General features: G+C 75.1%; 20 protein-coding genes. 8 read left to right on the top strand and 12 right to left on the bottom strand.

Translation table 11 applies throughout. The features are described from left to right. The first annotated feature begins 49 nt into the window (after positions 1 to 49). Positions 50 to 1,552: an HAL/PAL/TAL family ammonia-lyase gene (locus tag ACY1JF_RS17570; protein WP_462706073.1), complete on the top strand. Its 1,503-nt coding sequence runs from the start codon at positions 50 to 52 to the stop codon at positions 1,550 to 1,552. On the opposite strand, the gene ACY1JF_RS17565 is transcribed toward ACY1JF_RS17570, so the two are convergent. The 3 genes from ACY1JF_RS17565 to ACY1JF_RS17555 form a co-directional block, all read right to left on the bottom strand. Beyond that, a complete protein-coding gene (locus tag ACY1JF_RS17565) occupies positions 1,533 to 2,789 on the bottom strand; it encodes a sensor histidine kinase (RefSeq protein WP_462706072.1) in 1,257 nt (418 codons plus the stop codon). The two genes, ACY1JF_RS17570 and ACY1JF_RS17565, sit on opposite strands and share 20 nt — an antisense overlap. Continuing rightward, positions 2,786 to 3,472 carry a response regulator transcription factor gene (locus tag ACY1JF_RS17560; protein WP_462706071.1) on the bottom strand — a complete coding sequence of 229 codons (687 nt, stop codon included), beginning with the start codon at positions 3,470 to 3,472 and terminating at the stop codon, positions 2,786 to 2,788. The genes ACY1JF_RS17565 and ACY1JF_RS17560 overlap by 4 nt, the downstream gene beginning before the upstream one ends. Before the next feature lie 249 nt (positions 3,473 to 3,721). Further along, complete coding sequence (locus tag ACY1JF_RS17555) at positions 3,722 to 5,818, bottom strand: alpha-galactosidase (RefSeq protein WP_462706070.1); 2,097 nt, start codon at positions 5,816 to 5,818, stop codon at positions 3,722 to 3,724. Positions 5,819 to 5,958: 140 nt separating this feature from the next. Between ACY1JF_RS17555 and ACY1JF_RS17550 the strand changes: the two genes are divergently transcribed. The 4 genes from ACY1JF_RS17550 (at position 5,959) to ACY1JF_RS17535 (ending at position 9,641) form a co-directional block, all read left to right on the top strand. Beyond that, complete coding sequence (locus ACY1JF_RS17550; RefSeq protein ID WP_462706069.1) at positions 5,959 to 6,672, top strand: restriction endonuclease; 714 nt, start codon at positions 5,959 to 5,961, stop codon at positions 6,670 to 6,672. A 204-nt stretch (positions 6,673 to 6,876) separates the two neighbouring features. Beyond that, positions 6,877 to 7,440: a hypothetical protein gene (locus tag ACY1JF_RS17545; protein WP_462706068.1), complete on the top strand. Its 564-nt coding sequence runs from the start codon at positions 6,877 to 6,879 to the stop codon at positions 7,438 to 7,440. Then, positions 7,437 to 8,657 (top strand): FAD-dependent monooxygenase, encoded by a 1,221-nt coding sequence (locus tag ACY1JF_RS17540; protein WP_462706067.1) that lies wholly within the window; start codon positions 7,437 to 7,439, stop codon positions 8,655 to 8,657. The genes ACY1JF_RS17545 and ACY1JF_RS17540 overlap by 4 nt, the downstream gene beginning before the upstream one ends. 231 nt (positions 8,658 to 8,888) lie before the next feature. Next, positions 8,889 to 9,641, top strand: a complete 753-nt coding sequence (locus ACY1JF_RS17535) for a histidine phosphatase family protein (protein WP_462706066.1) — start codon at positions 8,889 to 8,891, stop codon at positions 9,639 to 9,641. A gap of 2 nt (positions 9,642 to 9,643) precedes the next feature. Here the strand turns inward: ACY1JF_RS17535 and ACY1JF_RS17530 are convergent, their stop codons facing one another. Then, positions 9,644 to 10,489 carry an SGNH/GDSL hydrolase family protein gene (locus ACY1JF_RS17530; protein WP_462706065.1) on the bottom strand — a complete coding sequence of 282 codons (846 nt, stop codon included), beginning with the start codon at positions 10,487 to 10,489 and terminating at the stop codon, positions 9,644 to 9,646. Between the two features lie 236 nt (positions 10,490 to 10,725). On the opposite strand from ACY1JF_RS17530, the gene ACY1JF_RS17525 reads away from it, so the two are divergent. Further along, entirely contained in the window at positions 10,726 to 14,175 is a 3,450-nt protein-coding gene (locus ACY1JF_RS17525) for a phosphodiester glycosidase family protein (RefSeq protein ID WP_462706064.1), read from the top strand. Between the two features lie 193 nt (positions 14,176 to 14,368). On the opposite strand, the gene ACY1JF_RS17520 is transcribed toward ACY1JF_RS17525, so the two are convergent. The 8 genes from ACY1JF_RS17520 to argG all read right to left on the bottom strand — a co-directional run bounded on the left by ACY1JF_RS17520 (position 14,369) and on the right by argG (position 25,308). Further along, on the bottom strand, positions 14,369 to 17,827 hold the full coding sequence (locus ACY1JF_RS17520; RefSeq protein ID WP_462706063.1) for a substrate-binding domain-containing protein: 3,459 nt from the start codon (positions 17,825 to 17,827) through the stop codon (positions 14,369 to 14,371). Between the two features lie 181 nt (positions 17,828 to 18,008). Beyond that, positions 18,009 to 18,968, bottom strand: coding sequence for a pectate lyase family protein (locus ACY1JF_RS17515; RefSeq protein ID WP_462706062.1), 960 nt, complete (start codon positions 18,966 to 18,968; stop codon positions 18,009 to 18,011). A gap of 222 nt (positions 18,969 to 19,190) precedes the next feature. Continuing rightward, the gene (locus ACY1JF_RS17510; protein ID WP_462706061.1) at positions 19,191 to 19,925 is read right to left on the bottom strand and encodes an esterase/lipase family protein; all 735 of its coding nucleotides are present in this window, start codon (positions 19,923 to 19,925) and stop codon (positions 19,191 to 19,193) included. A 125-nt stretch (positions 19,926 to 20,050) separates the two neighbouring features. Beyond that, the gene (locus ACY1JF_RS17505) at positions 20,051 to 20,902 is read right to left on the bottom strand and encodes an NAD(P)-dependent oxidoreductase (protein WP_462706060.1); all 852 of its coding nucleotides are present in this window, start codon (positions 20,900 to 20,902) and stop codon (positions 20,051 to 20,053) included. 4 nt (positions 20,903 to 20,906) lie between these two features. After that, positions 20,907 to 21,554, bottom strand: a complete 648-nt coding sequence (locus ACY1JF_RS17500; protein WP_462706058.1) for an HAD family hydrolase — start codon at positions 21,552 to 21,554, stop codon at positions 20,907 to 20,909. A 131-nt stretch (positions 21,555 to 21,685) separates the two neighbouring features. Continuing rightward, a complete protein-coding gene (locus ACY1JF_RS17495) occupies positions 21,686 to 22,612 on the bottom strand; it encodes a UbiA family prenyltransferase (RefSeq protein WP_462706057.1) in 927 nt (308 codons plus the stop codon). A 107-nt stretch (positions 22,613 to 22,719) separates the two neighbouring features. Beyond that, positions 22,720 to 23,166 carry a hypothetical protein gene (locus tag ACY1JF_RS17490; protein ID WP_462706055.1) on the bottom strand — a complete coding sequence of 149 codons (447 nt, stop codon included), beginning with the start codon at positions 23,164 to 23,166 and terminating at the stop codon, positions 22,720 to 22,722. Between the two features lie 696 nt (positions 23,167 to 23,862). Beyond that, complete coding sequence (argG, locus tag ACY1JF_RS17485; RefSeq protein WP_462706054.1) at positions 23,863 to 25,308, bottom strand: argininosuccinate synthase; 1,446 nt, start codon at positions 25,306 to 25,308, stop codon at positions 23,863 to 23,865. Positions 25,309 to 25,378: 70 nt separating this feature from the next. On the opposite strand from argG, the gene ACY1JF_RS17480 reads away from it, so the two are divergent. Continuing rightward, a complete protein-coding gene (locus tag ACY1JF_RS17480) occupies positions 25,379 to 25,822 on the top strand; it encodes a glutaredoxin domain-containing protein (RefSeq protein WP_462706053.1) in 444 nt (147 codons plus the stop codon). Between the two features lie 215 nt (positions 25,823 to 26,037). Beyond that, positions 26,038 to 26,370: a putative quinol monooxygenase gene (locus ACY1JF_RS17475; protein WP_462706052.1), complete on the top strand. Its 333-nt coding sequence runs from the start codon at positions 26,038 to 26,040 to the stop codon at positions 26,368 to 26,370. The last annotated feature ends 100 nt before the right edge of the window (positions 26,371 to 26,470 follow it).

The following is a 26,470-nucleotide window of genomic DNA, read 5'->3' as shown; positions in this document are numbered from 1 at the left end:
CCACCGGATTTCAGAGGGCTCTGAGATTCCCCGCCTACGTTCTGGACCCGTGCTCACCACCACGGACTCCGTCACACTCACCGGCCCCCTGGACGCCACCGCCCTGCGCCGCGCGGCGGCCCCGCTCACCGTCACCGTGGACGACACGGCCCGCGCCCGCCTCGAGCGCGGCCGGCGCCTCTTCCGCGCGCTGCGGCAGGACGGCCCGGTCTACGGCGCCACCACCGGCTTCGGCGCCCTCGTCGGCTACGCGGGCCGCGCCGACGAGGCCGACCAGTGCGACAACACCCTGGCCCACCTCGGCGCGGGGCAGGGCCCGGACCTGCCGCACGACGTCACCCGCGCCGCCCTGCTGCTGCGCACCTGGTCGCTGGCCCAGGGACACTCCGGGGTGTCCGCCGAGACCGTCGAGCGGCTCGCCGCGATGTTCGCCACGACCTTCTCGCCCGCCGTCCCCCGCTACGGCTCCGTCGGCGCCAGCGGCGACCTCATCCCGCTCGCCTACGCCACCCAGGCCCTGCGCGGCCGGGGCCACGCCTACCTGGACGGCCGCCGGCTGCCCGCCGCCGACGCGCTCACCGCCGCCGGGCTGACCCCGCTCGCCCTGGACGGCCGCGACGCCCTCGCCCTCGTCAACGGCACCTCCGTCACCACCGCCGCCCTCGTCCTGGCCCGCGACACCGTCCGCGCCGCGCACCGCGCGCTCACCGACCTCACCTGTCTGCTCACCGACCTCCTCGGCTGCGACCCCGGCTTCCTCGACGCCGGCCTGCTCCGCGCCTACGGCCACCCCGGTGCGGCCGGCGTCGGCACCCGCATGCGGCACACCCTGACCGGCGCCCGCCCGTCCGGGACCCGGCCGCTCCAGGAGCCGTACAGCATCCGCTGCGCCCCGCAGCTGCTCGGCGCGGCCGAGGACGCCCTGGCTTACGTGGACGGCGTGGTCGCCGCCGACCTCGGCGGGATCAGCGACAACCCCCTGTTCTTCTCCGACGGTGACGGCGAGGGCGAGGGCCGGGTCGTGCACGGCGGGAACTTCTTCGGGCAGCCCGCCGCGTTCGCCGCCGACCTGCTCGCCTCCGTCACCGCCCAGCTCGGCAACCTCGCCGAACGCCAGCTCGACCTGCTGGTGGACCCGGCGCGCAACGGGGGCCTGCCGCCCATGCTCGCCACCGCGCCCGGCGTCCAGCACGGCCTGCAGGGCGTGCAGCTGGCCACCACCGCGTTCGTCGCCGAGATCCGGCGAGGCGCCACCCCGGCCGCCGTGCAGAGCCTGCCGACCAACCTGCACAACCAGGACGTCGTCCCCTTCGGCACCCAGGCCGCCCTGCGCTCCTACGACATGGCCGGGCTGCTGGGCCTGCTGTGCGGGTCGCTCGCGGTCGGCCTGCGCCAGGCCGTCCACGTCGGCGCCCGCCGGCCCACCGCGCCCCGCTGCGCCGAACTCCTGGACGCCCTCGCCGGGACCGTCCCGCCGGTCGAACCGGACCGCCCGCTGGACGCCGACGTGCGCGCCGCGGCCCGGCTGCTGCTCACCCGCGGCCTGCCGTGACCGGGGCCGCCGGGACCCGCTCCGGCGGGGCGGCGCACTCCGGCAGCCGGATGGTGAACCGGGCGCCCCGCCCGGGCCGGCCCGCCGCGGTCACCGTACCGCCGTGTCCCGTGACCACCTCCCGCAGCAGCGCCAGCCCCAGCCCGTACCGCCCGCCGTCGCCGGCCCGGTGGAACCGCTCGAACAGCCGCTCCGCCTCGGCGGGGTCGAAACCCGGTCCGGTGTCCGAGACCGTCAGCTCCACGGCCGGGCCCGAACGGGTGAGCGTCACCGCCACCCGTCCGCCCGCCGGGGTGTGGCTGATGGCGTTGGACAGCAGCTCCCCGACCGCCCGGCGCAGCGCCGACTCGACACCGCCGACGAACAGGGACCGGCGCGCGCCGCCCACGGTCACGGTGAGGCCGCCGGTCCGGATCCGCTCCGCCTCCTCGGCCACCACCGACCGGGCCAGCGCCGTCAGATCGACCGGCACCCGCTCCGCGGGCCGCGCGGGATCCGCCGCGAGGCTCGCGGAGAGCAGCAGGTCGTCCAGGACCGCTCCGAGCCGGCCCGCCGAACCGACCAGCCGGGCCAGTCCGTCACGGTGCTCGGCCGGCAGCCGCGCGGCCCGCGCCTGCCGGGACAGCACCTGGGCCCGGGTGTACACCTGGGTGACGGGGGTGCGCAGCTCGTGACTGGCGTCCGTGACGAACCGGCGCTGCCGGGCCAGCGCCTCGGCCAGCGGCGCCACGGACACCCGGCCGAGGACCGCGCCCGTGACGGCCGCCGCGATCAGCCCCACCAGCTCCGCGACGCCCAGCGCGTACCACAGGTGCCTGCGGTCGGCGAGCTGGAACCGCAGGTCGAGCACCGCCTGCACCACGTCCCCGTCCGCCCGCGCCTGGGTGCGCACCAGATAGACCGTGCCGTTGCGGCGCACCGCCCGCTCCACCGTCTTCCCGGTCCGGCGCACTTGGTCCAGATCGGTCCGGACCGGGAACCCGTCCGGCGCGTTGGCGAGCGGGGTGGCGCCGGCCGCGTAGAGCCAGGTGCACACCGGCGGACTCGACAGGTCGCCGCGCGAGGCGCCGTAACGCAGCTCCCGCCACACCTGGTCGTTCTGCGCCCGGCTCATCACCGTGTCCGCGACGAGGCCGACCACCACCATGAGCAGTGTGATGATCGCCCCGGTGATCACCGAGATCCGCAGCCGGGCCAGACGCACCTCCGCGCGCTCCGCGGCCTGCGACGACCTCACAGCGCCCCCAGCCGGTAGCCGAGGCCGCGCACCGTGCGCACCACCTGCCGGCCGAGCTTGCGGCGCAGGTAGTAGACGTAGGTGTCGACGATGGACGACGCGGGCGCCTCCTGGAACACCATCCGGCGCAGCTCCGCCCGCGAGTACACGGTGCCGGGGCGGGAGGCGAGCGCCCACAGCAGCGCGAACTCCCGGGCCGCCAGGGTGATCCGCCGCCCGTCGGGCAGTTCGACCTCGCGCGCACCGACGTGCAGCCGGCCGGAACCGATCCGCAGGGTGTCGGTGACGTCGAGCGCCCGTCGGCACAGGGCTCTGAGCCGGGCGCCGAGTTCGTCCAGGTCGAACGGTTTGACCAGGTAGTCGTCGGCGCCGGCGTCCAGCCCGTCGACCCGGTCGTGCACGGTGCCCATCGCGGTCAGCATGAGCACCGGGGTGCGCACCGCGCGCGAGCGCAGCCGGCCCAGCAGGTCGAGGCCGTCCAGCACCGGCAGCCGCCGGTCGACCACCAGCACGTCGTACCGCCGGGTGAGGCCCAGGTGCAGCCCCCGCTGCCCGTCGGTCGCCGAGTCGACCTCGTAACCGTCCTCGCGCAGAACCCCGGAGAGCATGCCGACCATTTCCCGGTCGTCCTCGACCAGCAGCAGCCGCCGGGGATCCCGTGGCCGTACCCGCCCCTGTGTCACCGTCCGGCTCCTCTCGCCCCCCGTCTGGCTCGTCAACGCCCGTACGTGACACGGGAGTCCCGCGCACACGACCCGGCGGCCGAACGGGAATGCGATCGGCGGGATCAAGCTAGCGCGTACCCGCCGGGACAGGGAGCGGCCGGGAAGTCCTGTCCGTATTCCGCGCCCCGGCCCCCGCCGTGCCCGGCCGTCCGCCGGTCACGCCGCGCGGACGCGGCCGGCGGATGGCCGAAAACAGCCCGGTCCGGGTCAGCCCTCGCGCCGGAAACGGAACACCGCCGCGTCCAGATCGCCGCGCAGCCCCGTGCGCAGGCCGTGGTGGAGCAGGACCGACGCGCGGTGGGGGCGGCCGGTGTCCCGGCAGACGTACACGGCGCCCGGGTCCAGGCCGCGCAGCCGCACCGGGGCCGGTTCCTGACCGAAGGACTGGGCCCGCAGCCAGGCGAGGACCACGACCTCGTCGCCCAGGCTGTACTGGACGGCGCTCAGGCCGTCACCGTCCGGCGGCAGCAGCCGGCGCAGGCGCCCGCGCTGGACGACCGGCCGGATCTCCTTGTAGAGGCCGATCCACTTCCGCGCCTCGTCGAGTCCGGCCTCGCTCCAGCGGGTGAGGTCACCGCCGACGCCGAGCACCCCGGCCATCGCGCTGACGAACCGGAACCGCAGGGAGCTGACCCGCCCGTTCATCTGCTCGTTGGGGCTGTCCGTCACCCAGGCCGCCATCACCCGCGCCGGATGCACCTGCCCGAAACCGTGCTGGATGGCCAGCCGGTCCGCCGGGTCGGTGTTGTCCGAGGTCCACACCTGGTCGGTGCGGGAGAGGATGCCCAGGTCGATCCGGCCGCCGCCGCCCGAGCAGGACTCGAAGGCGACGCCCGGGTGGGCGGCCCGCAACCGGTCCAGAATGCCGTACAGCGCCTCCACGTGCTGCGTCCACAGCCGTTCCGGGAACGCCTCGCCGGGCCAGCCGGGGTCGGTGAAGGAGCGGTTGAAGTCCCACTTGACGTAGTCGATCGGCGCCGACTCCAGCAGCCGGCGCATCCGTTCCTCGACGAAGGCGGCCACGTCGGCGCGGGCGAGGTTGAGGACGAGCTGGTTGCGGAACTCGGTGGGCGCGCGGCCGGGGACGTGCTGGGTCCACTCCGGGTGCGCCCGGTACAGGTCGCTGTCGGGGTTGACCATCTCCGGCTCCACCCAGATGCCGAACCGCATGCCCAGGGCGCGCACCTCCTCGGCGAGCGGGGCCAGCCCGCGCGGGAACCGGTCCGGGTTCGGGCTCCAGTCGCCGAGCCCGGCCCGGTCACTGGTCCGCCGCCCGAACCAGCCGTCGTCGAGGACGAACAGCTCCGTGCCGATCGCGGCGGCCCGGCGGGCCAGCGCCAGCTGCTGCTCCTCGGACACCTCGAACCAGGTCGCCTCCCACGAGTTGTAGAGCACCGGCCGGTCCTCGGCGGCCGACGGGATCACGTGCGCCAGCTGCCAGGCGTGCCAGGCGGCACTGGCCCCGCCGAAGCCTTCCGCGGAGCGCACGCCCGCCAGTACGGGCGTACTGCGCGACTCGCCGGGAGCCAGGACCAGCAGCCCCGTGTCGTCGTGCCCCCAGCCGCCGCTCACCTGGACGGTGCCGTCGGGCAGCCGGCGGACGGCCAGCCGCCAGCTGCCCGACCAGGCGAGGGCGCAGCTGTAGACCTCGCCGTGCTCCTCGGTGGCACTGCCGTCGGCGTCCAGCGCGACCCAGGGCAGGTGCTGGTGCCCGGTGTGCCCGCGCCGGCTGCCGATCGTGTGGGCGCCGTGGCCGACCGGGACGCGCACCAGCCGGCTCTCCGCGCCCCAGCGGCCGTGCAGGTGGGACAGGCGCCAGGAGGCGCGGACGGGCAGCGTCCAGGTCGCCGAGTCGGCCCGCGGCACCTCCAGGGGCGTGTGTGCCGAGGTGTTGGCGACGGTGGCCCAGCGCTCGACGACGTCGTGTCCGTCACGCAGGCGGTAGTGGAGGGTGAGGGACAGCGAGGTCAGGGGGTCGCGGAAGGCGAGGCGCAGTTCGTCCCCCGCCGTCTCGGCGGCGACGAACGTCCACGCGGTGCCGCGGACGCCCGGGGAGCGGACGATCAGGGCCGGTTCGGCGAACCGCCGGCCGCCCTCGACGGGATACTCCTCACGGCCGTCGAGCGGGGACTCGAACGGCCACTGCGGCAAGGGCGGTCCGGCGAGCGCGGCGACGTCCGCGAGACCGATCCGCGGACCCCAGTGCAGATGCAGCAGGTGGTCCTCGTCGTCCAGGCGCAGGGCGTAGGAACTCGTCGGGCCGGACAGCAGCCAGCTGCGGCCGTCCGCTCCGGTCTCGATCATCGGGTGTCCCTTCGGTGGGCGTGGGCCTGCGGACTCGGGTTTTGCCGGATCGCGCGTCATCTTAAGCGCGTCGATCTTGGGCAGGCGGAGTGAAGTGATCTTTGTCGTGGTCCTCGTCCGGGCCCTGTGGAAGGAGCGCAATGACCGCACCCACACGCCCCGTTCACCGCGCGGAGCGCGAGCGGCGCTTCGACCTGCGCGCCACCGCCCTGTTCTTCCTCCTCCTCGCGATCCTCCTCTGCCTGGCGGGCTTCGTGGTCCGCACCGCGGCACGGACCGCCGGACAGCGCCCCGCGTGGGCCCTCGCGCTCGTCCTGACGGGCACCGCGGTGATGTGGCTGTGCCGCTCCGGGCGGCGCCGCCGGCCGGCCGCCGGGTACGCCCGGCACGCCACGCTGGCGCTGGAGGAGGCGGCCGAGCAGGCGGTGTCCGTCCCCGTACCGGAGGTCGCGGCTGCGGGGACCGACTACGGCGCACTGGAACCCGACGGCTTCGAACACGCCGTGGCCGGCCTCTGCGCCCGGGACGGCTGCCCCGAGACGGAAGTGGTCGGCGGCCCCCAGGACCTGGGCGCGGACGTCCTGGCACGCACCCCCGACGGGCGGCGGATGGTCGTCCAGTGCAAGCGGTACGGCGAAGGCCACAAGGTCGGCTCACAGGACCTGCAGCGCTTCGGCGGCACGTGCTTCACCGTCCACGAGGCCGAGGTCGCGGTACTCGTCACGACCAGCGACTTCACCGCTCCCGCCCTCTCCTACGCGCAGCAGTGCGGCATAGTCTGCGTGAACGGCGAGGAACTGGACGCCTGGGCCGCCGGGACCGGACCCGCCCCCTGGTCCCGCGCCGTCGGCTGAGCGGAGGCCACCGTCCATCGTCTCGGAGTCAGCCCGCCACTGTCCCCGTTTCCCCGGTGCGACCGCCCGATGGGATGAACGGCCCGCCCGCGCATGACCGGTGACGCGACGCGTCCGGTTGAGTGAAAGGCGCGTCACGTGCGCGTGACGACGGTCGCAACGAAGCTCCGCAGATCCTGCGGCGGACGGAACGGTACGGTGAAAGTGACCACGACAGAGCGGACGGCCGGCTTCGCGAGCCAGGACCGCAAGGACGCGATCGCCCGGTTCGCCTCCCCGGCCACGCGCCTGCTGCTCGCCGGCGACGGCCTCACCACCACCTCCCTGCAGGCCTGGGCGCGGGCCCCGCTGCGCGTGGGAGCACTGGAGTGCCAGGTGCGCGGGGACCGGGACACGCCCATCGCCATGGCGCCGGCCGTACTCGGCGGACCGGACCGCGTGGTGGTCCGCAGCAGCACGCTGGTGGACCTGGCCGGGACGGTGTGGTCGGCCAACGTGGTCGTCGGCCGCCTGGACGTGGACGCGCGCACCACCGCGTGTCTGCGGGGCACCGGCCCGCTCGGGCCCGAGCTGCACCGGGCGGGCGTGAGCGGGCACCGCTCCCTGCTGGACATCGGCCGGACGCCGTGGCCGCTCGCGCGGGGCGGCGCGCCCGCGGCCTACCGGATCTGTCTGCTGCGGCACGGAAGCGAACCCCTGGGCGTGGTCCGGGAGGTCTTCAACCCCGCGCTGGTCGACCCCCGTCTGCTGGCGGAGCGCGGCCGGTGAGCCTGCGTCTGTCGGCGCAGGTCGGCATCGTGGGCGCGGGCCCGGCGGGGCTGGTGGCCGCCTGTGTGCTCGGCGCGGCGGGGGTGGACGTCTGCCTGCTGGAGAAGGACTCCCGGCAGGACGTCGAGGAGCGGGCCAGGGCCGGGCTGGTCGAGCACCGCGTCGTCGAGTACCTGGAGGGCCGGGGACTGGCCGGCGGCCTGCTGGCGGACGGCGTGCGACACACCTGGTGCGACATGGTCTGCGAGGGCCGCCGGGTGCGGGTCGACTACGGCGCGCTGTCCGGGGGCGCCGCCCACCGGGTCTATCCCCAGCAGTCGCTGGTGCGCGACCTCGTCGTCAGGGCCGAGGCCGCGGGCTGCCCGCCCCGGTTCGGCCACAGGGTGCGGGCGGTCACCGACGTCGCCGGCCGCCCGCGGCTGCTCGGCGACGGTCTGGAGGTCGTCTGCGACTACGTGCTCTGCTGCGACGGCCCGCACAGCCTCGCCGAGAGCCTGTCACCCGGGACGGCACGGGCCTTCCGCTACCCCTACGACTGGCTCACCGCCCTGGTGGCCGTCGAGCGGCCCGTCGAGGGGGTGACGTACGCCGTCCACGCGGACGGGTTCGCCGGGCTGATGCCGCGCACCGGTCACCGCGCCCGCCTCTACCTCCAGGTGCCGTGCGAGGACCGGGCCGGACGCTGGACCCCGGACGGCATCCGGGCGGCGTTCCGCTCCCGGGCGGGCGCCGCGGCCGACGGCCTCCCGGCCGTGGGGGAGATCCTGGACGTCGGCATGCTCCGCATGCGGGGGATGGTCCGCGACCGGGCGCGGCTGGGCCGGGTCCTCCTCGCCGGTGACGCCGCCCACGTACTGACCCCCAGCGGGGCCAAAGGGCTCAACCTGGCCGTCGCCGACGCGGCCGACGCCGCCCGCGGCCTGCTGTCCTGGTTCCGCGACGGCGACGGCGCCGGCCTGGCGGGCTACGCGCGGCGGCGGGCCACCGAGGCCTGGCAGGTGCAGGAGTTCGCCGACCGGCTGCTCACCCTGCTCCACCTGCCCGAGGGCGCCGGAGCCGATCCCCGGTTCCTGCTCCGGCTGCGGCGGGAGCGGATGCGCCACCTCGGCCGGCCGGGTCCGCAGGGAGCGGAGTTCGCCCACTGGTACGCCGGTTCGGGCCGCGGCCCCGACCCCCGCGGTCCGGTCGCCGTGCCCGTCGGCGCGGGGAACGGATGACCGCCGGGCGGAGTTTTCCGGCCACGGCGGAGGGGAACGGAACACCCCGCCCCCGTTCGTGTCACACTGAGCGGAGGCCCGCCGCGTATCCCCCGTCGCGGCGGGCCGTTTCCGTACGGCGGCCGGGCGGTCGTCGAGCCGCTGCTCCGGGCCCCGTCCTGAAGGCCGTCGGACCCTGCCCGCACCACCTGGTCCGGCAGGACGCGCCTGCGGGAACCGACAGGAGGCCGTATGGTCCAGCCGCACTCCGCGCCGGCCGGCTCGCCCGCCGTCGACCTCACGCCCCCCTGCGCCCTCGGCGCGCTGTGGGCGGTGCGCCACGGGGAGAGCACCGCGAACGTGGCCTTCGCCGCGGCCGGACGCTCCGGTGGTCAGGCCCGGCCGGTACCCGGCCGGGACCGTGACGTGCCGCTGTCCGGCAGGGGCGCCGCCCAGGCCGGCGCACTGGGCCGCTGGCTGGCCGGCCAGCGGCCCGGTACGGGACCGGACCTGGTGGTCTGTTCCCCCTACGTCCGCGCACGCCAGACCTGGCGGGGTATGGCCGAGGGCGCCGCGGGGACGTACGGCGCGTCGCTGCCGGTGGTGGCCGACGAACGGCTGCGGGACAGGGAGACGGGCGTCCACGAACTCTGGCCCCCGGCGGTGCTGCGGGAGCGCGCACCGCGGGAGGCCGAGCGCCGCGCGACGGCGGGGGAGTGGTGGTACCGGCCGCCCGGCGGCGAGGCCCTGACCGATGTGGCCCTGCGGGTGGGGCAGTTCGTCACCGACCTGGGCGCGGCCGCCCCCGCCCGCAGGGTGCTCCTGGTGGCGCACGACGCCGTGGTCGTCGCCCTGCGCCACGTACTGGCCGGGATCGGTGCCGAGGCGCCCGGCCGGGTGCCGCCCGTTCCCCACGCCTCCGTCTCGCACTGGCGCGGCGACGGCCGCCGTCTGCGGCCCGTCCTCTGGGGCGACACGGCCCACCTGACGGCGCCGGACGGCTGACGTCAGCCCAGTCCCAGGACGCTCATGGTGTGCTCGCCCATGCGCCGCTCCCCGAGCGCGTTGGGGTGGACGGGCACGAAGTTCGCGGAGAAGAGCAGCGGTTCGATCCACCGGGTACCGGGGGCCGCGCAGGCGTCGTGCCCCTCGGAGAGGCGCGCGAAGTCCACGAAGACGGCGCCGGTCTCCGCCGCGGCGCGCTGGACGGCCGCGTTGAGCCGCGCCTGGATGCCGCGCAGGTACGGCACGTCGCCTTCGGCGATGGGCAGCTTGGCGAAACAGGACGGGTCGGCGGAGGCGGGCACGATCCAGGGGTAGCCCAGCGCCGCCACGCGCGCGCCGGGCGCCTTGGCGCGGACGCCGCTCAGCGCCGCCTTCAGCGCGGGATAGGTGCTGGTCTCGATCCGGTCCACGAACGAGGTGCCGTACCGGTCCGCGCAGGGACTGCCCTTGCCGCCGCTGAGCACCCCCGCGGTGCCGCAGGAGGTCACCGCGTTGATGAACGTGTTGTTGTCGTTGCCGCCGATCGTCAGCGTCACGAGGTCGGTGCCGGTGTCCAGGGCGTCCAGCTGCGGGGGGACACCCGGGTACTGGGCCTGCGTGAAGTGGCTGGTCTGGGCGGCGCCGCAGGTCACGTCGGTGAGCCGGGCGCCCGTGGCGGAGGCGATGACCCGCGGGTAGTTGGCGGTGGAGCGCAGGCACAGCGGGTCGGTGACGTCCACGGGCAGGACACCGGAGCCGGCGCTGTAGCTGTCGCCGAGGGCGGCGTAGTCCAACGGCTCGGCGGCGTGCGCGGTGGCACCCGTGACATTCAGGGCCAGAGCACCCGCCGTAGCTATTGTCGCGGTCATGACACGCTTCACGGAGCGTCCGAAGGTGCGCTTCGGCATGGGCTGTCCCTCTTCTCGGGCATGCGGGCGGATGGTCGCGGCGGCGCCGGACCGGGCGTTACCTGCAAGTAACACCGATAAGTAATGTGAGGCCGATGAGACGAGGAGTCAACAGGCGTGACCCGACTCGCCGTCACGGACGTTCCGCCGATCCGCCCTCCACACGGCCGCCGCTGTGGCTCCATAGCGTCATGTCCATGAATGAACTCCCCGAGAGCTCCGCGGCCCTGAGCCGGCGCGGCCTGCTCGCCGGCGCGGTGGCCGCGGCCCTCACCGCGACCACGGCCGCCGGTGCCGCCGGCGCCCGGCCCGCCACCGGCCCGGCGAGCGGCACCGGTACGGGCCACGGCACCGGCGGCGGCCCGCGCCCGTCGGTCCCCGACTACCGGACGGCGGTTCCCGGCGAGTCGGTCGAGGTGGACCGGGTGGACCGCCCCGTGGCCCCCGGCATCGTCCTGACCAGCTTCGCCACCTACGGCCGCACCGGCTGGACGCGGGTCCACGTCCTCAACGCCGACCTGCGCCACGCCGGCGCCGACCTGCTCGCCGGGAAGGTCAGCGAGAGGCGCACGCCGTCGGCGCTGGCCGGGGAGCGGGGCGCGGTCGCCGCCGTCAACGGCGACTTCTTCGACATCACGCAGACCGACGCCGCCATCGGACCGGAGGTACAGGGCGGCAGGCTGCGCAAGGGCGGTGCCGCGGCCACCACCGTGGCGACGGTGGGCGCGGACCGGGTCGCGCGCCTGGCCGACCTGGTGATCGAGGGCACGGTCACGGTGTCCGGCGCCGCGCGCCCGCTCGCCGCGCTCAACTCCCCCTCCCCGCCCGCGGACGGGCTCACCGCCTACACCCCGCTGTGGGGTCCGGGCCCGCGCACCGCGATCGGCGGCACCGGCCCGTACACCGAACTCGTCGTCGCCGACGGCGAGGTGACCGGGGTCAACGGCCGGCTCACCGACACCGCGGTACCGGACGGCGGGCTGATCGTCGTCGGCCGGGGCCCGGCCGCCGCCCGGCTCGCCGCCGCCCGCCCGGGCGACCCCGTCACCGTCACCTTCGCGCCGCGCTCCGGCTCGCCCGCCGCGCCGCACATGGCGCTGGGCAGCAATGCCGTCCTGGTCCGCGGCGGCGAGGCCGTCGACTTCCCGCCGAGCGAGGGCAACGACGCGGACAAGCCGCGCACGGTGATCGGCTGGCCGGCCGGCGGGCACCGCCTGCTGCTGGTCGCCGTCGACGGCTCGGCCGGCTTCTCGGCCGGCCTCACCTACGACGCCACCGCCGAGCTCCTGGTCCGCCTCGGCGCGAGCGAGGCGTTCATGCTGGACGGCGGCGGCTCCACCGGCATGGTCGCCAGGCGGCCCGGCGACACCGGGGTCAGCGTGGTCAACACGCCCTCCGACGGCGCCGAACGGCCCGTACCCAACGGGGTCGGCCTGTTCGGCGCGAAGGGCTCGGGAGAGCCGCGCGGCCTCGACGTCCGCGCCGCGGCCGACCGCGTCCTTCCCGGCCTCACCATGAACGTCACCGCCGCCGGCCACGACGAGACCTGGTCCCCGGCCGCCGTCGACGGCCACCGGGTCGCGTGGACCGCCCGGCCCGCCTCCCTGGGCCGGGCGGACGACGGCGTCTTCCGCGCCGGCCGGCCCGGCGTCGGCACCCTGACGGCACGCGCCGGCGCCGCCCGCGGCGAGCACCCGGTACGGGTCGTCGGCCCGCTGCACCGGCTCGCCTTCACCGACCGGTCCCTCACCATCGAACCCGGCGCCACCGCGCGGACCGGCCTGACGGGCTACGACGCCGACGGCTTCGACGCCCCGGTGGCCGCCCGCGACGCCACCCTCGACCACGACGAGACCGTCATCGACGTCACCGCACAGGCCGACGGCCGCCTCACCGTCACCGGCGCCACCGCGGCCGACGGCGGGGCGACCGTCCTCACCGCGACCGTGCACGGCGTCACGGCCCGGCTCACGGTGACGGTCGGACTGTCCGACGTACCCCTGGCGCGGTTCGAACCGGACGAGACGTGGACGGCCGCGGCCGCCCGCGGCACCGCGTCGGCCGAGACCGTGGCCGCCCCCGACCGGCCCGGCGCCGACGCCGGCAACCACGCCCTGCGCCTGACCTACGACTTCACCGGACAGCCCAGCACCTCCGCGGCCTACGCGGTGGCGAGCGCCCCGATCACCCTGCCCCCGGGCACCGAGCGGCTCGCGCTGTGGGTCAAGGGCGACGGACGCGGTCACTGGCTGCGCGCCATGCTCCGCTCCCAGTCCACCACCAACGTGCCCTTCACCTTCACCACCGCGGTCGACTGGACGGGCTGGCGCCAGGTCGTCGGGGAACTGCCCGACGGTTTCTCCGGACCGGTCACCCTGCTGCGCCTCTACATCGCGCAGACCTCGCAGAGCGACAAGAACGCCGGCGCGCTGGAGTTCGACGCCCTCACCGCACAGGTCGGACAGCGGCCGCAGACCGCCGAGGCGCCGCTGCCCGATCCCTACGTCGTCGGACAGTCCGGGCTGCCGCGCGGCCGCTGGACCTTCGCCGTCCTGTCCGACCTGCACATCAGCGCGGCGGCCGGACCCGACTCCTTCGCCGGGCGGCAGGCGGCCACCGCCCTGGCCCAGGCGGTCGCCGCGGACCCCGACTTCATCCTGGTCAACGGGGACTTCGTCGACGACAACGGCCCGGCCGACTTCGCCCTCGCCGACAGCCTGCTGCGCGACCACGTACCGGCCGCGCTGCCCGTGTACTGGACCCCCGGCAACCACGAGGCCGGCCTGTCGGCCACCGGCGGCCTGGACGCCTTCAAGGCCGCCACCAAACGCCCCAACCGCCAGGTCTTCGACCACAAGGGCACCCGGTTCGTGCTGCTGGACTCGCACACCGGCGACATCCGCACCTCGGACTGGGACCAGGTCCCGGCGCTGCGGGACGAACTGGCGAAGGCCGCCGAGGACACCCGGGTCACCGGTGTCGTCGTCGCCTTCCACCACCCCCTGACCGATCCCTCCGGCGCCGGTTCCTCCCAGCTCTCCGACCGGCTCTCCGCCGCCCTCCTCCAGCGCTGGCTGGCCGGCTTCCGGGAGACCTCCGGCAAACCCGTCGCCCTGTTCACCGGCCACGCCCACACCGCCTCCGTCACCCGCGCCGACGGCGTCCTGCAGGTGACCACCCCGGCCGTCGGCAAGACGCCGTACAGCTCCCCCGACCAGGGCGGGTTCTTCGGCTGGATGCACGTCGCCGTCGATCCGCGCCCGGCCCGGATCCGGCGCGGCCTGCCCAGCCCGGCGACCCGCGACTGGCTCCAGGCACAGAGCCGCCCGCTGATCGACGCCGTCGAACTGTCGGCCCCCGCCGAACTGGCCGCAGGCGCCTCGGCCGCCGTCTCGGCCACCGGCGTCACCAGCGAGTACGGTCTCCGCTTCCCGCTGCGCCACCCCGCCAGCGTCGTCTGGTCCGGCTCCCCGGAACTGACCGTCACCGCCTCGGCCGCCGCGGAGCGGACCACCGGCGACCACCGGGCCCTGGCCGTCCTCGACCTGACCACGCACACCCTCACGGCGCTGCGCCCGGGACGGGTCACCCTGACGGCCACCGCCGGCGGCCGGTCCGGCTCGACGACCGTCGAGCTGACCGGCTGACGCCCGCCCGCGCGGGACCCCCGTTCCGGGCGGAAGGCCCCGCGCGGGCGGGCCGGCGTCCATGGACCCGGCCCGCTCCGCCCCGAAGGACGTCTCACGCCCTCCCCCTGCCGGGCGAACCGCCGGCTGCCGCCGCCCCGTCGGGAGCCGCCGGGGACAGCCGCTCCGGCGGACCCGGCGGGACCCGGTCACCTCAGACGAGGCTCGGCCCCGGGCCGGCGACGTCCTCCTCGCGGTAGTCACGCGGGGCCACCCCCGTCACCCTGCGGAAGACCCGGGTGAAGTGGGAACGGTCGCGGAACCCCACCGCACGGGCCACGCTCTGGACGCTGTCCTCGCTCGTCCGCAGCCGCTCGGCCGCCCTGCGCACCCGCAGCCGGGTGAGGTACTCCCACATCGTCAGGCCGTAGCGCCGGTGGAAGAGCCTGCCGAGGTGGTCCTCGCTGACCCCGGCGGCCCGCGCGAGCTGCCAGCGGGAGACGGGCCGCCGGTAGTGCTCGTAGAGATAGACCAGGGCCTCGTCCAAAACGGTCCGCACCCGCGGCGGCAGCCGGCCGTCCGGGCCCGTCAGGTCCCGTACCAGTGCCGCCGCCTCGTGCGGCGCGAACACGTCCAGGTCCAGCAGGAGCAGCGCCGGGTGCGGACGGGCCCGCCGGACGTCGGCCGCCGTGATCCCCTCGTGGCCGGCGACGACCGCGGGGCACAGCGCCCGGCCGCTGCCGTCGTGCAGCCGTTCCACGACGTCCAGGCCGTGCAGGTCGGCCAGGGAGGACTCCAGGACGACGAGCCGGGGTGTCTCCTCCGCGATCAGGGCCAGCACGGTCGCCGCGTCGGCCACCACCCGGGTCGGGTGGTCGGGCAGCGCGGCCTCCGCGATCCGCCTCAGCTCCTCCCGCGACTCCTGCGAACGGCCCGCCACCACCACCGGTTCGGCCAGGCCGCCCGGCCGCAGCGCCCGCAGGGCGTCCCCCAGATCGGCGCCGCGGGCACCGAAGAGCACGAACGGCGTGTGCCGCAGGGCGGGATGGTCGTGCAGCCGCTGCACGACGCGCCACTCCTGCGGCCGGTCGGGCAGCGCCTCCCACACCACCGCCCCGGGCCCGCGGCCCTCCGGGAACGGCACCGCGTCGTGGCCGCCGGCGCGCTGGACCCGTGACCCGTGCCGCTCGGCCGAGCGGCGTACGTCCTCGGCCAGGTCTCCCGGCGTGACGACGAGCAGCGGCCCGGTGCCGGCCGGGGGCCGGTGGGCGTGCCCGTCGGGGGACGGGAGGGGGAGCTCCAGGACGTACTCGGCGCGGTCCGGCCCTCCGGCGGGCCACAGCGAACCGCCGTGCATCATGGCCAGCCGACGGGCCGTGGTCAGCGCCACGTCGAACCGGTGCGTCTCGCCGGCCGGGGCCGAGGGCACGGCGACGACGACGCGTACCCCGGCGGGCGACCAGCCGGCCGACACCTCCACCGTGCCGTCCCGGGCCCGGTCCGCGGCGGCGGTCAGGACGTTGCCGAGGATCTGCCGCAGCCGGGCGCCATCGGCCGGGACCGACGGCAGCCGGGCCGGCAGCTCGACCGACCAGCGCGGCCGCGCCGGGAGCCGGCGCCCGGCCGCGGCCTCGGCACAGGCCCGCCGCAGCAGGGGCAGCGGATCGAGCAGCCGGCGGGTCAGCACGAGATCTCCGGCCTCCGAGTGGGCGAGGTCGAGGAGGTTGGCGCTGAGGTGCAGCAGCCGGGCGGCGTCCCGGTGCACCTCCGTCAGCACCGCCGCCGGGTCGTCGCCGCCCCGTGCGAGCATGGCCTCCAGCGGCTCACGCAGTTCGGCGACGACATGGGTGAGCAGCCGGGTCTGGAACCGGTTGGCCTGCTCGGCCGCGTCCCGTGCCCGGCGTACCTCGTCGAACAGCCCGATGCCCTTCAGCGCCGCGCTGATCTGATCGCCCAGTTCCCGGTAGAGCGCCCCGTCCTGGTCGGCCGCCGCCTCCCCGGCGGTGGCGTCGAAGACGGCCAGCCCCAGCTGCTGCTCACCGATGTGCAGGGGCTCCAGGACCAGCCGGGAACGCCGGTCGGTGCCGGGCATCAGGTTGTCGGGGAGCAGCAGCGCCGCCGAGAAGGGCGGACTGTCCAGCACTCCCGTGTGCCCGAGCCGCCGCGCCTGCGCCCGGGTGAGCAGCGGCCGGGCGGTTCCGCGCACCGGCGCCACCGCCCCGGGCGCGGCCTGCTCGTACAGCACGACCCGGCAGGCCGGTACGCCGGGCTGGGCGAGGTGGCGCTCCAGGACGTCGCAGAGCCCGTCGAGGTCGACCACCGTGGTCAGCGCGGTACCGAACTCGCGCAGCCGCCTCGCCCGTCCGGCCTGCGTCCAGCGCCCGTACTCCAGCAGCGCGCGCGACCGTTCCGCGACGATCAGCCGGGCCCGTCCGAACAGCGCCTCCGCGGGGCCGCGCAGCTCGGCCGGGAGCGGGTCGACGACACCGAGGCGGGCCCGCTCCAGCGCCTGGTGCCAGCGTTCGGTCTCGGCCTGGGTGCGGGCCCGGCCGCGCAGCAACCGCTCGACCAGCGGCAGGAAGCCGCCTGCCGCCTCCTCCGGGCCCGTGGACGGTGCCGGGTCGTCCGCCAGATCGGCGTGGAAGGCCTTTGCGAGCCGGGTGCCGGCGGACGGCGCCACGGCCTCCAGCGCCGCCCAGCCCCGCGGCTCCTCGGCCGCCCGGGGCACTGCCCGCGGCCGTACGGCGTACCGCGCCGTCGGATAGGGGCATCCGCAGGAGCGGCGCGTCACGAGGGTGGCCGGGATGGTCGTCCGGTCCGGCGGTCCGGTGCCCCGCAACCTGGCCACCAGCGTGTCCACGGCCAGCGCGCCCAGTTCCGCGAAGGGCAGGGCCACCGAGGTCAGCGGAGGATCGCCCAGCCGGGCCTCGGGCGAGTCGTTGAACCCGACGACGGCCACGTCCTGCGGCACCCGCACGCCCCGCCCGGTCAGCAGCCGCAGCGCGTCCGCCGCCAGTACGTCGCTGCACGCCAGTACCGCGTCGAAGTCCACCCCCGGCCGCAGTCCCCGCGCCTCGAGCAGCACCCGCATCGCCGAGGCGCCGCCCGCCGCGTCGAAGTCCACCGCCGCACACACGTGGGTGGGCTCCAGCCCGATGCCGTGGTGGCGCAGGGCGTCGGTGTAGGCACGGTAGCGGTCCTCGGAGACCGGGTTGGCGACCGGGCCGCGGATGCACACCGGCCGTCGGCAGCCGTGCCGGGCGACGAGATGCCCGACCAGCTTGCGCATGCCGGCGTGGCTGTCCACGGACAGGACGTCCGCCTGGTCGCCCAGTGGCTGGTTGAGACTGATCACCGGCAGGTGCGCCAGCCGCCGCAGCAGCCGCCGGGCACGGTCCCCCGAGGAGGGCAGCCCGATCGTCGAACTCCAGCAGACGACACCGTCCAGCCGGGCGGGGCCGACGAGTTCGTACAGGGCGCTGCGGGGCGCGTCGTCGCCGCGCAGGTCGCCGCCGGGAAAACAGACCAGGCCGACGTCGTCGCGCTCGGCGGCGGCGCGGACGCCGGACCACAGGGTGGCTCCGACGCCGAGGTGGATGTTGGCGGTGAGCAGCCCGATGGTGAGCGGCCGGCGCGGGCCGCCGTCCGGCCTGACGTGCGGGTCCGCGGGCATCGGCGCTCCCTCGGTCGGCCCCGGTCGGCATCTCCGGGGGTGGAGAACCTAGACGAGGCGGTCGTACGCGGCAAGGGCCGTGACGGAACGGGTCCGCGGGACCCGCGGAAAACCGAGCAGGACCGGTGGCGTGGGGGGCCACCGGTCCTGTCCGTGCGCGGTGTGCGACGGGTGGGGCGGGTCAGATCTTGCCGACGCCCGCCCCGGCGGTCACCGTCGCCTTCACGGAGGACGCCGACTGGGCGGTGTAGCTGTACGGGATCGAGGCCACGCTGCCGCCGGTCTGCCCCGAGCCGGAGTTGACGAGGTAGTTGTTCCTCGCCACCAGCGAGCCCTCGTCGGAGTCGCCCTCACCGAGGTGGTACGGGTCCTCGGTGTTCTCGAAGTAGTTGGCCTCCACCAGGACGCCCGCGTTCTCGGTGGACGCGACGCCGTAGGAGCCGATGTCGCTGAAGTAGTTGTTCAGCACGTGCACCGGGTTGCCGAAGCGGACCCGCGGGTTGCGCTGGTTGGTGCCGTCGAACCAGTTGTAGGCGTAGGTCACCTTCAGCTTGCCGGTGTCCTCGGAGGCGTTGTCGTCGGAGTGGCCGAGCAGCATGTTCTTGTCCTGGTCGTGGGTGCGGTTCCAGGACACGGTGATGTTGTTCGAGGCGCGCTTGATGTCCACCGCGCCGTCGTAGGCACCGGAGATGTCGTTGTGGTCGATGACGACGTTGGTCGAGTACTGGACGTTGATCGCGTCGTCGTTGGAGCCGGTGAACGTCAGGTTCTGGATGATGACGTTGTTCACGCTGGCGACGTTCAGGCCGCTGCCGGTGATCTTCCCGGCGGTACCGACACCGACGATGGTCTTGTTGGAGGCGACCTTCGTCATCGACGACAGTGCGATCGTGCCGTTGACCCGCACCGTCTGGGTGGTGCTGCTCTGCACGGCGCTGATGAAGGCGGAGGCGGTGGAGACGGTGACCGTGGAGCCACCGGCGCCGCCGGTGGTGGCCGCGCCGAAACCGATGGGCGCGGCGGCGGCCACCAGCGGCTCGGCCGGGGCGGAACCACTCGCCGTACCAACACCTGTCACTGCCATGACAACAGCGGTCGCCGTGGCTCCGGCCAGGGTGAACCGTGCGCTCGTCCTGCGCATGTGGATCTCCGTCCGTGGGGGTTTCGGGGAAGGGCGTGCTGAGGGGACGTGCTGTGGGGTGCACCAGCAGGGGGCCTCGCGGTCGGCTCTTGTCGAGGCTCACTGTGAGAGTAGGGAGAGCGCTGTGGACTATGACGTGCCCTGTGTGGACTATTGCGCGCCGGGCACGCGGCCGTCCCCGGCACCGAGGAGGCACCGGGGACGGGGCGGCTTCCTGAGGGGTCAGGAGGCGACGAAGTCCGCGATCTCACCCATGACGATCGTGTCGGCCAGGAAGCCGATGTGGGTCTGGCAGAGCACGTTGTTGTTGGTCGCGCCGCTCAGCCGGGTGCTGGTGTACGGGATGATGATGCCGTCGCAGGCCGAGTACCAGGTGGCGTACCGGGTGTCCCCGGGTGTCTCGTCGCCCGAGGTGATCTGCGATATGAACGACGACCCCGGGTACATCTCCTGGCACGTCGTGAAGATCAGACACGTGCCGGCGTACGTGGTGCCGTGGTTGGCGCCGGCGATCGAGGCGACGTGACTGACGTTGCTGTGGCCGCCCAGCACCTTCAGGTAGTACTGGCTGACCAGGCCGCCCATCGAGTGGTTGACGAGGGCGACCTTGCTCGCGCCGGTGCGGGACTTGACCGTGTTGACGTAGGAGGCGAGGCCCTGGGCGTTGGTGACGTTGCTGCCGTAGGAGTTGTACTCGTAGGCGAACAGGTTGGAGCTGGACCAGCCGTTCAGGCGGAACACACTCATGGCGGTGACCCAGTTGGAGGCGTTGCCGGTGAAGCCGTGCACGAAGACGACCGGTGTACTGGTGGACAGCGGCTGGGCGGCCGAAGCGGCCGGTGCCGTCGCCACGGAGGTGCCGGCCGCGCCGGCCGTCGATGCTGAGGAGAACAGGGTGAAGGCGGCGGTGGCGGCCACCAGCACGCCGAGCAGCCGGCGTGAGGAACGACGACGCATGGACCCTCCAGACGAGGATGCGGGGAGGCGGGATGCCTGACCCGATCAGCGTCGTGGCGCCCGGAGCGGGTGCCATCGGTGAAATCACCGGTGCCCGCGAGGGACCCTCACCGGGAGGGGGGCCGTTACTCCCGTCCGGGCTCCGCGAGGCGGGCGAGCACGTCCGTGAGGGTGAGCGAGGCGTCGTCCTTGCTGGCGCGCCACCGCTCCAGCGTGGCCGCCGCTGCCCGCAGCAACTGCGGTGGCAGTCCCGAGGCTTGCAGGGTGTCGGCGATCTCGTCCATCTCCGGCCCCCACCGCCAGGCCCGCGCCGCGGCGGAGACCACGTGCTCCGGCTCGGCCAGGTAGGTGTCCGAGCGGCGCAGGGCGACCTCACGCAGTTCCCCCTCGACGCCGTGCTCATGGGCCAGCGCGTAGGACAGGCCGACCAGGACCCGGCTGACCTTCTGGAAACCGGCGTAGGCGAGTTTCAGCGCCGAGGCCTGCCCGATGCGCGGGCCCAGCACCTCGGCGCGTACGGCGGTGCCGTCGAACAGCCGGGCCACGGCCGTGGTCTGCGGCTCGGGTCCCGACAAGTACAGGGAGGGGGTGCTGCCCCCGACGGGCGGAGCGCCGATGACACCGCCGTCCACGACGGTGGCCGGCGGCGGGAACAGCGCGGCGATCCGCGCCGTGCGCTCGGGGTTGACGGCGTTCGCCTCCACGTACACGCCGGTGAATCCGTGTCCGGCGACCTCGCGGGCCAGCTCCTCGGCCGCGGCCGGCGGGCACAGGCTGATCACGATGTCGGCCCGGTCGGTCAACTCCCGCAGGGAAGGCACGGACCGCAGGCCGAACCGTCGGGCGCGTTGCGCGCTGGCCGGACTCCGTCCGTCCGCGCACCACAGGACGGCGGCCGCGTTGGCCGCGGCGCGGGCGGCGACGGCGGCGCCCATGCTGCCGGGGTGGAGGATGCCTACGACGGGCTGCTGGGACACGGTGCTACTCCAGGGAGTGGGCGAGCAGGTGGTCGACGGCCTCGGTGACGTCGTCGACGGCGTGGTGGCGCGCGGTCAGGCCCTCGGGCCAGGGCCGGCCGCGTACCCAGATGGCACGCAGACCGGCCGCCGTGCCGCCGGCGATGTCGGTCTCCGGGTTGTCCCCGGTCATCCAGTCACCGGAGGTCAGCTGGGTACCGCAGCGCGCCGCGGCCAGTTCGAACAGCCGCGGGTCGGGTTTGCGGACGTCGATGTCGCCGGAGGCGGCGATGCCGTCGATCAGTCCGGCGAGTTCGGTGGCGCGGACCTTGGCGCGCTGGATGTCGCTGGCCCCGTTGGTGGCGACACCGATGCTCCAGCCCGCCTCTTTGAGCCTGGCCAGGCTGTCCAGGACGGCGGGACGGCAGGTGACGGCGGACGCCATCCGGTCGACGTAGACGCGCCACAGGTGGCCGGGGTCCTCGCCGATCCCGAAGACGTCGCGGAGGCGGACGAAGTCCTCGCGGTCGGCCGAGTCGGCGAGTTCGGTCCGCAGCCACCGCTCGATCTCCGGACCGTAGGCGTGGTCGTGGACGAGGCCGGCTACGGCGTTTGCGAAGGCGGCACCGCGGTCGACGAGGGTGCCGTCCAGGTCGAAGAGGGCGAGGCGCATGGGCACGACCTTAGCGCCGGTGCCTCGCCGCCCCGTCGGGCGGCACCGGTCCGTTCCGGGCCCCGCCCCGGGACGCCGGCCAGAGGCTCCGGTCACCGGGAGGGGGCCGGCGAACGGGGCGGCGGCGGGGGTCAGCTCCACAGCCCGGCCGAGGCGAGGCCGGCCGCGAACACGGCCAGGACGCCCACGGGCTGGAACGACGCCAGGTTGAACGCCGCCAGGGCGACCGGTGGCTCGGCGCGGCGCAGCAGGACGAGGCCCGGCCGGACCACCGTGACAGCCGTGACCAGCACCGTGCCGACCAGACCGGGCGGGCCGAAGGAACGCAGCGCCACCCAGGCCAGAAGGCAGCTCGCGGCACCGGCCACGAGGAGGAAGCCGAAGGCGACCGCCGCGCCGGTCCGCGGGCCGAAGGCCACGGGCAGGGTGCGGACGCCGAGGTGCCGGTCCTCGTCGATGTCGGCGAGATCGTTGGGGATGTTGCGGCCGCCGATCTCCCACGCCGCCATCCACACCAGGAACAGGCCCAGCCGCGGCGAATCGAGGCGGGAGGACACCGCGAACCATCCGGCGGCGGCACCGACCGCGACCATGACACCGCTGACCAGGAACTTGAGCGGCGTCACGGTGGCCAGCCGGCAGTAGAGGACCTGGAGGAGGGCGGCCGCGGCGAACAGCGCCAGGCACACCCAGCTGAGCAGCGCGGCGACGACGGCGGCGATCAGGGCCAGCCCGCCGGTCCAGGTGAGCGCCGCCCGGCGGGACACCCGGCCCCGGGCCAGGGGATGCCGTCCGCCGACGCTGTCCAGGTCGGCTCCCTCGTAGGAGCGCAGGTGGACGAAGCGCCGCCGGTCCGTGTCGATGTCGAGTACGTCGTTGGCGGCGAAGACGGCGAAGAAGGCCGCGAACGCGGCGAGGGTGGCCGCGGCGAGACGCGGCGGTGCGGGGTGGTCGTCGGCGAGGAGAGCCGCGATCAGGGGCTGGGCGACGCTCAGCGAGGCCTGGGTACCGCGCGAGAGCGCGAAGAGCGCCTTGGCCGGGGCGGCCACGAAGGTCATGGGAGAAGTCCTGGTGTGGGGGCGGGGGAGTGCCCGCGGGGGCGGAGCGGCACGGGGGAAGGGGGGCCGGGCGGCCCCGCGCACGCCGGGGCCGCACCGGGTGCCGCCTACCGTTCCCGCAGGTCCCGGGCGGCCACGGCCACCAGGTGTCCGGGCGGGACGAAACGCGTGCACGCCGGGACGGCCGGTGTGCACAGGCCGGCCGGGGCGTGCGGCGCCTTCGCGCCGTGCCGCCCGCGCGGGCTGATCAGACCGCCGGGGAGGGGTGGCAGGCCACCGGTCAGCCACAGCGGGGGCGCGGCGGCGAGACGGGCGGGGCGGCGCCGGCCGTCGATGATCAGCAGCCGCCGCGCGACGCGGGTGCCCTCCCCCAGCGGGGCCACGCCGCCCGGCACCGGAAGACGGTGCGGCGTCATGGCCGGCACCGCCACGCCGAAGACGCCGTCGGGGGCGACGGCCGACGGGGCGTCCAGCACCGCGGGCATCGCCCGGGGGCGCGAGCCCGCCGGCCCGCGACGGATCCGCTCGACCAGGTCGGGGACGACGTCGCTCACGGTCACCCGGGCCGCGGGGCGCCGGTCCGTGGAATGCCGGGCGAGCCGGCCCGGTCCCGCTCCGAGTCCGAGGAGGTGCGGGCCGGGGACGCCGCGGGCCGTGGCGAGGGGCGGGCGGCAGGGGGTCCGGCAGCCGCCCGTCAGCCGTTGCGGCCGGTCAGGTCCGCGCAGCGCCTGCCGCCCTTTCTCCGGGGTGCCGGACCGGTCGGTGTACTCCACACGGTCCGTTTCGGACCTGCGGTGCCGGCGTGTGGCGTCAGGGCCGCCACGGGGCATGTCGGCGATCATCGGACTCCGAGTCGGTCGCGGGCCGGGCCGGGGCCGTCGAGCACGGCACACGGCGTTCGCCGACAACAACGAGCGGCCACCGCATCGGGCACCGGCGGATCCGCGCCGGGCCGGTTCGCCCGCGGCACCGGGCGGCGCGGCGTCCGGCACCGCCGGGTCCCTCACGGCCCTCAAGCCCCTCGGTTCCCGCCTTATGCCTCCGGCCCGTGGGGCGCCCTCATCCGCCCGGACCACCGGACCGACCGGGCCCCGACGGGCGGAGCGGGTGCCCGGGCCGGCGCCCGGATCGGCGTCGGTGCCGGCCACGGCCCGCAAGACGGCCACGCGGTCGGCCGCCGGGCGCCAAGGACTCCGTCGACCGACGTGCGGGTGGCCCCACACCGCCGGGCCACCCGCACCAGGTACCGGTCAGTCGGTGCCGGACTCCATCGCCGCGCGGTCCAGCAGCTCGTCGTCCCCGGAGACCTGGCCACGGGAGGCGATCGCCTCGGCGCCGCCCTCCGGCATGGTGCCGATCAGGCCGGTCGCGGCCGCCTGCGCCGCGCCGATGGCGGGACCGCCGGTGCCGATCAGGCCGATGCCCGCGTACTGCTCCAGCTTGGACCGGGAGTCGGCGATGTCGAGGTTGCGCATGGTGAGCTGCCCGATCCGGTCCACCGGCCCGAACGCCGAGTCCTCGGTGCGCTCCATGGACAGCTTGTCGGGGTGGTAGCTGAACGCCGGACCCGTGGTGTCGAGGATCGAGTAGTCCTCACCACGCCGCAGCCGCAGGGTGACCTCACCGGTGACGGCCGCGCCGACCCAGCGCTGCAGCGACTCGCGCACCATCAGGGCCTGCGGGTCCAGCCAGCGGCCCTCGTACATCAGCCGGCCCAGCCGCCGGCCCTCGTTGTGGTAGTGGGCGAGGGTGTCCTCGTTGTGGATGGCGTTGACGAGCCGCTCGTACGCCGCGTGCAGCAGTGCCATGCCGGGGGCCTCGTAGATGCCGCGGCTCTTGGCCTCGATGATCCGGTTCTCGATCTGGTCCGACATGCCCAGGCCGTGCCGGCCGCCGATGGCGTTGGCCTCCATCACCAGGTCGACGGCGGAGGCGAACTCCTTGCCGTTGATCGTCACCGGGCGGCCCTGCTCGAAGCCGATCGTCACGTCCTCGGTGGCGATCTCGACCGACGGGTCCCAGAACCGCACGCCCATGATCGGCTCGACGGTCTCCACGCCGGTGTCCAGGTGCTCCAGGGTCTTGGCCTCGTGGGTGGCGCCCCAGATGTTGGCGTCGGTGGAGTACGCCTTCTCCGCGCTGTCGCGGTAGGGCAGGTCGTGGGCGAGGAGCCACTCCGACATCTCCTTGCGGCCGCCGAGCTCGGTCACGAAGTCCGCGTCCAGCCACGGCTTGTAGATCCGCAGGTTCGGGTTGGCCAGCAGGCCGTACCGGTAGAACCGCTCGATGTCGTTGCCCTTGAACGTCGAGCCGTCGCCCCAGATCTGGACGTCGTCCTCGAGCATCGCCCGGACCAGCAGGGTGCCCGTGACGGCGCGGCCGAGCGGCGTGGTGTTGAAGTACGCCCGCCCGCCCGAACGGATGTGGAACGCCCCGCACGCGAGCGCGGCCAGGCCCTCCTCGACGAGCGCCGCGCGGCAGTCGACCAGACGCGCGACCTCGGCGCCGTAGGTCTTGGCGCGGTCCGGCACCGAGGCGATGTCGGGCTCGTCGTACTGGCCGATGTCGGCGGTGTAGGTGCAGGGGACGGCACCCTTGTCGCGCATCCACGCGACCGCGACCGAGGTGTCGAGACCGCCGGAGAAGGCGATGCCGACGCGCTCGCCGGCCGGGAGGGAAGTGAGGACCTTGGACATGTATTGATTATGCAGGGCAACGTATGAACATGCAAAGTCGGTCGGTCGGCGCACGCTGACCTGCGTCCTCATGACGCGTACCTGGGTTCTGCCGTCGCTGCTGGTGCTGTGCGGCTCGGCCGTCGCGACGGGGCTGGTCCTGGACGGGAGCGCCGGCGAGGCCGCCGTACTCCTCCTGTTCTTCCTCCTGCTCGCGGGCGTCCACTCGCCGCTGGTCTTCCCGCGGCCGGTCGGCGCGCTGGAGGCGCGGCGCCGCAGCGAGGCCGACGGCCGGCCGGTCGTCTACTGGCGGCCGGGCTGCAAGTACTGTCTGCGGCTGCGCCTCAGGCTGGGCCGTGACGCCCGCCGGCTGCACTGGGTCGACATTTGGCGCGACCCGGAGGCGGCGGCAGCGGTACGGGCGGCCAACGGCGGCAACGAGACCGTGCCGACGGTCGTCGTCGCGGGCCGGCCCCGCACCAACCCCGACCCCGCATGGGTGCGCGCCCAGCTCTCCGCTTCCTCACCCGGCTGACCCGGCCGCGGTCAGGCCCCGCTCGACGCGGAACACGCCAGGCGCGGCGGCAGCACGGCTGCTGCTCGGGAACCGCTCGGTGGTGAGCCCTCCGGGAACCGGGCTGCGGCGGCCCCTCGGCCTCTCGGCCCCTGCGGCGACGCGGGCGACCTGGACGCCGGACGCGTCCGCTGACGTGCGATCCTCGTTCCCTGAACGACAGAAAGGACCCATTCATGATCTTCATCACCGCCAAGTTCCGCGTCCGGCCCGAGGACGCCGACGCCTGGCCCGAGATCACGCGTGAGTTCACCGAGGCGACCCGTGGCGAGCCGGGCTGCCTGTGGTTCGACTGGTCCCGCAGCGTCGACGACCCCACCGAGTACGTCCTGGTCGAGGCCTTCCGCGACGACGAGGCCGGCGCGGCGCACGTCGGCTCCGCCCACTTCGCCCAGGCCCGCCGGACCCTGCCGCCGCACCTGGTGGAGACCCCGCGGATCGTCAACACGACCCTCGCGCAGGACGACTGGTCCGAGCTCGGCGAGATGGCGGTTGCGAACGAGGGCTGAACCCGCGCCGACACGACCGCCGTGGGCGCCACCCGGCCCCGGGGGCGCCCCCCGGGGGGCGCTCCGTGACCCCCCCCGCCCCCCGGGCGCGCCGCAGCGG

The sequence above is a fragment of the Streptomyces sp. SYSU D01066-1 genome, from assembly GCF_054956795.1.
Note: the sequence above shows the minus strand (reverse complement) of the source record. Positions and strands in the feature narration are given on the sequence as shown.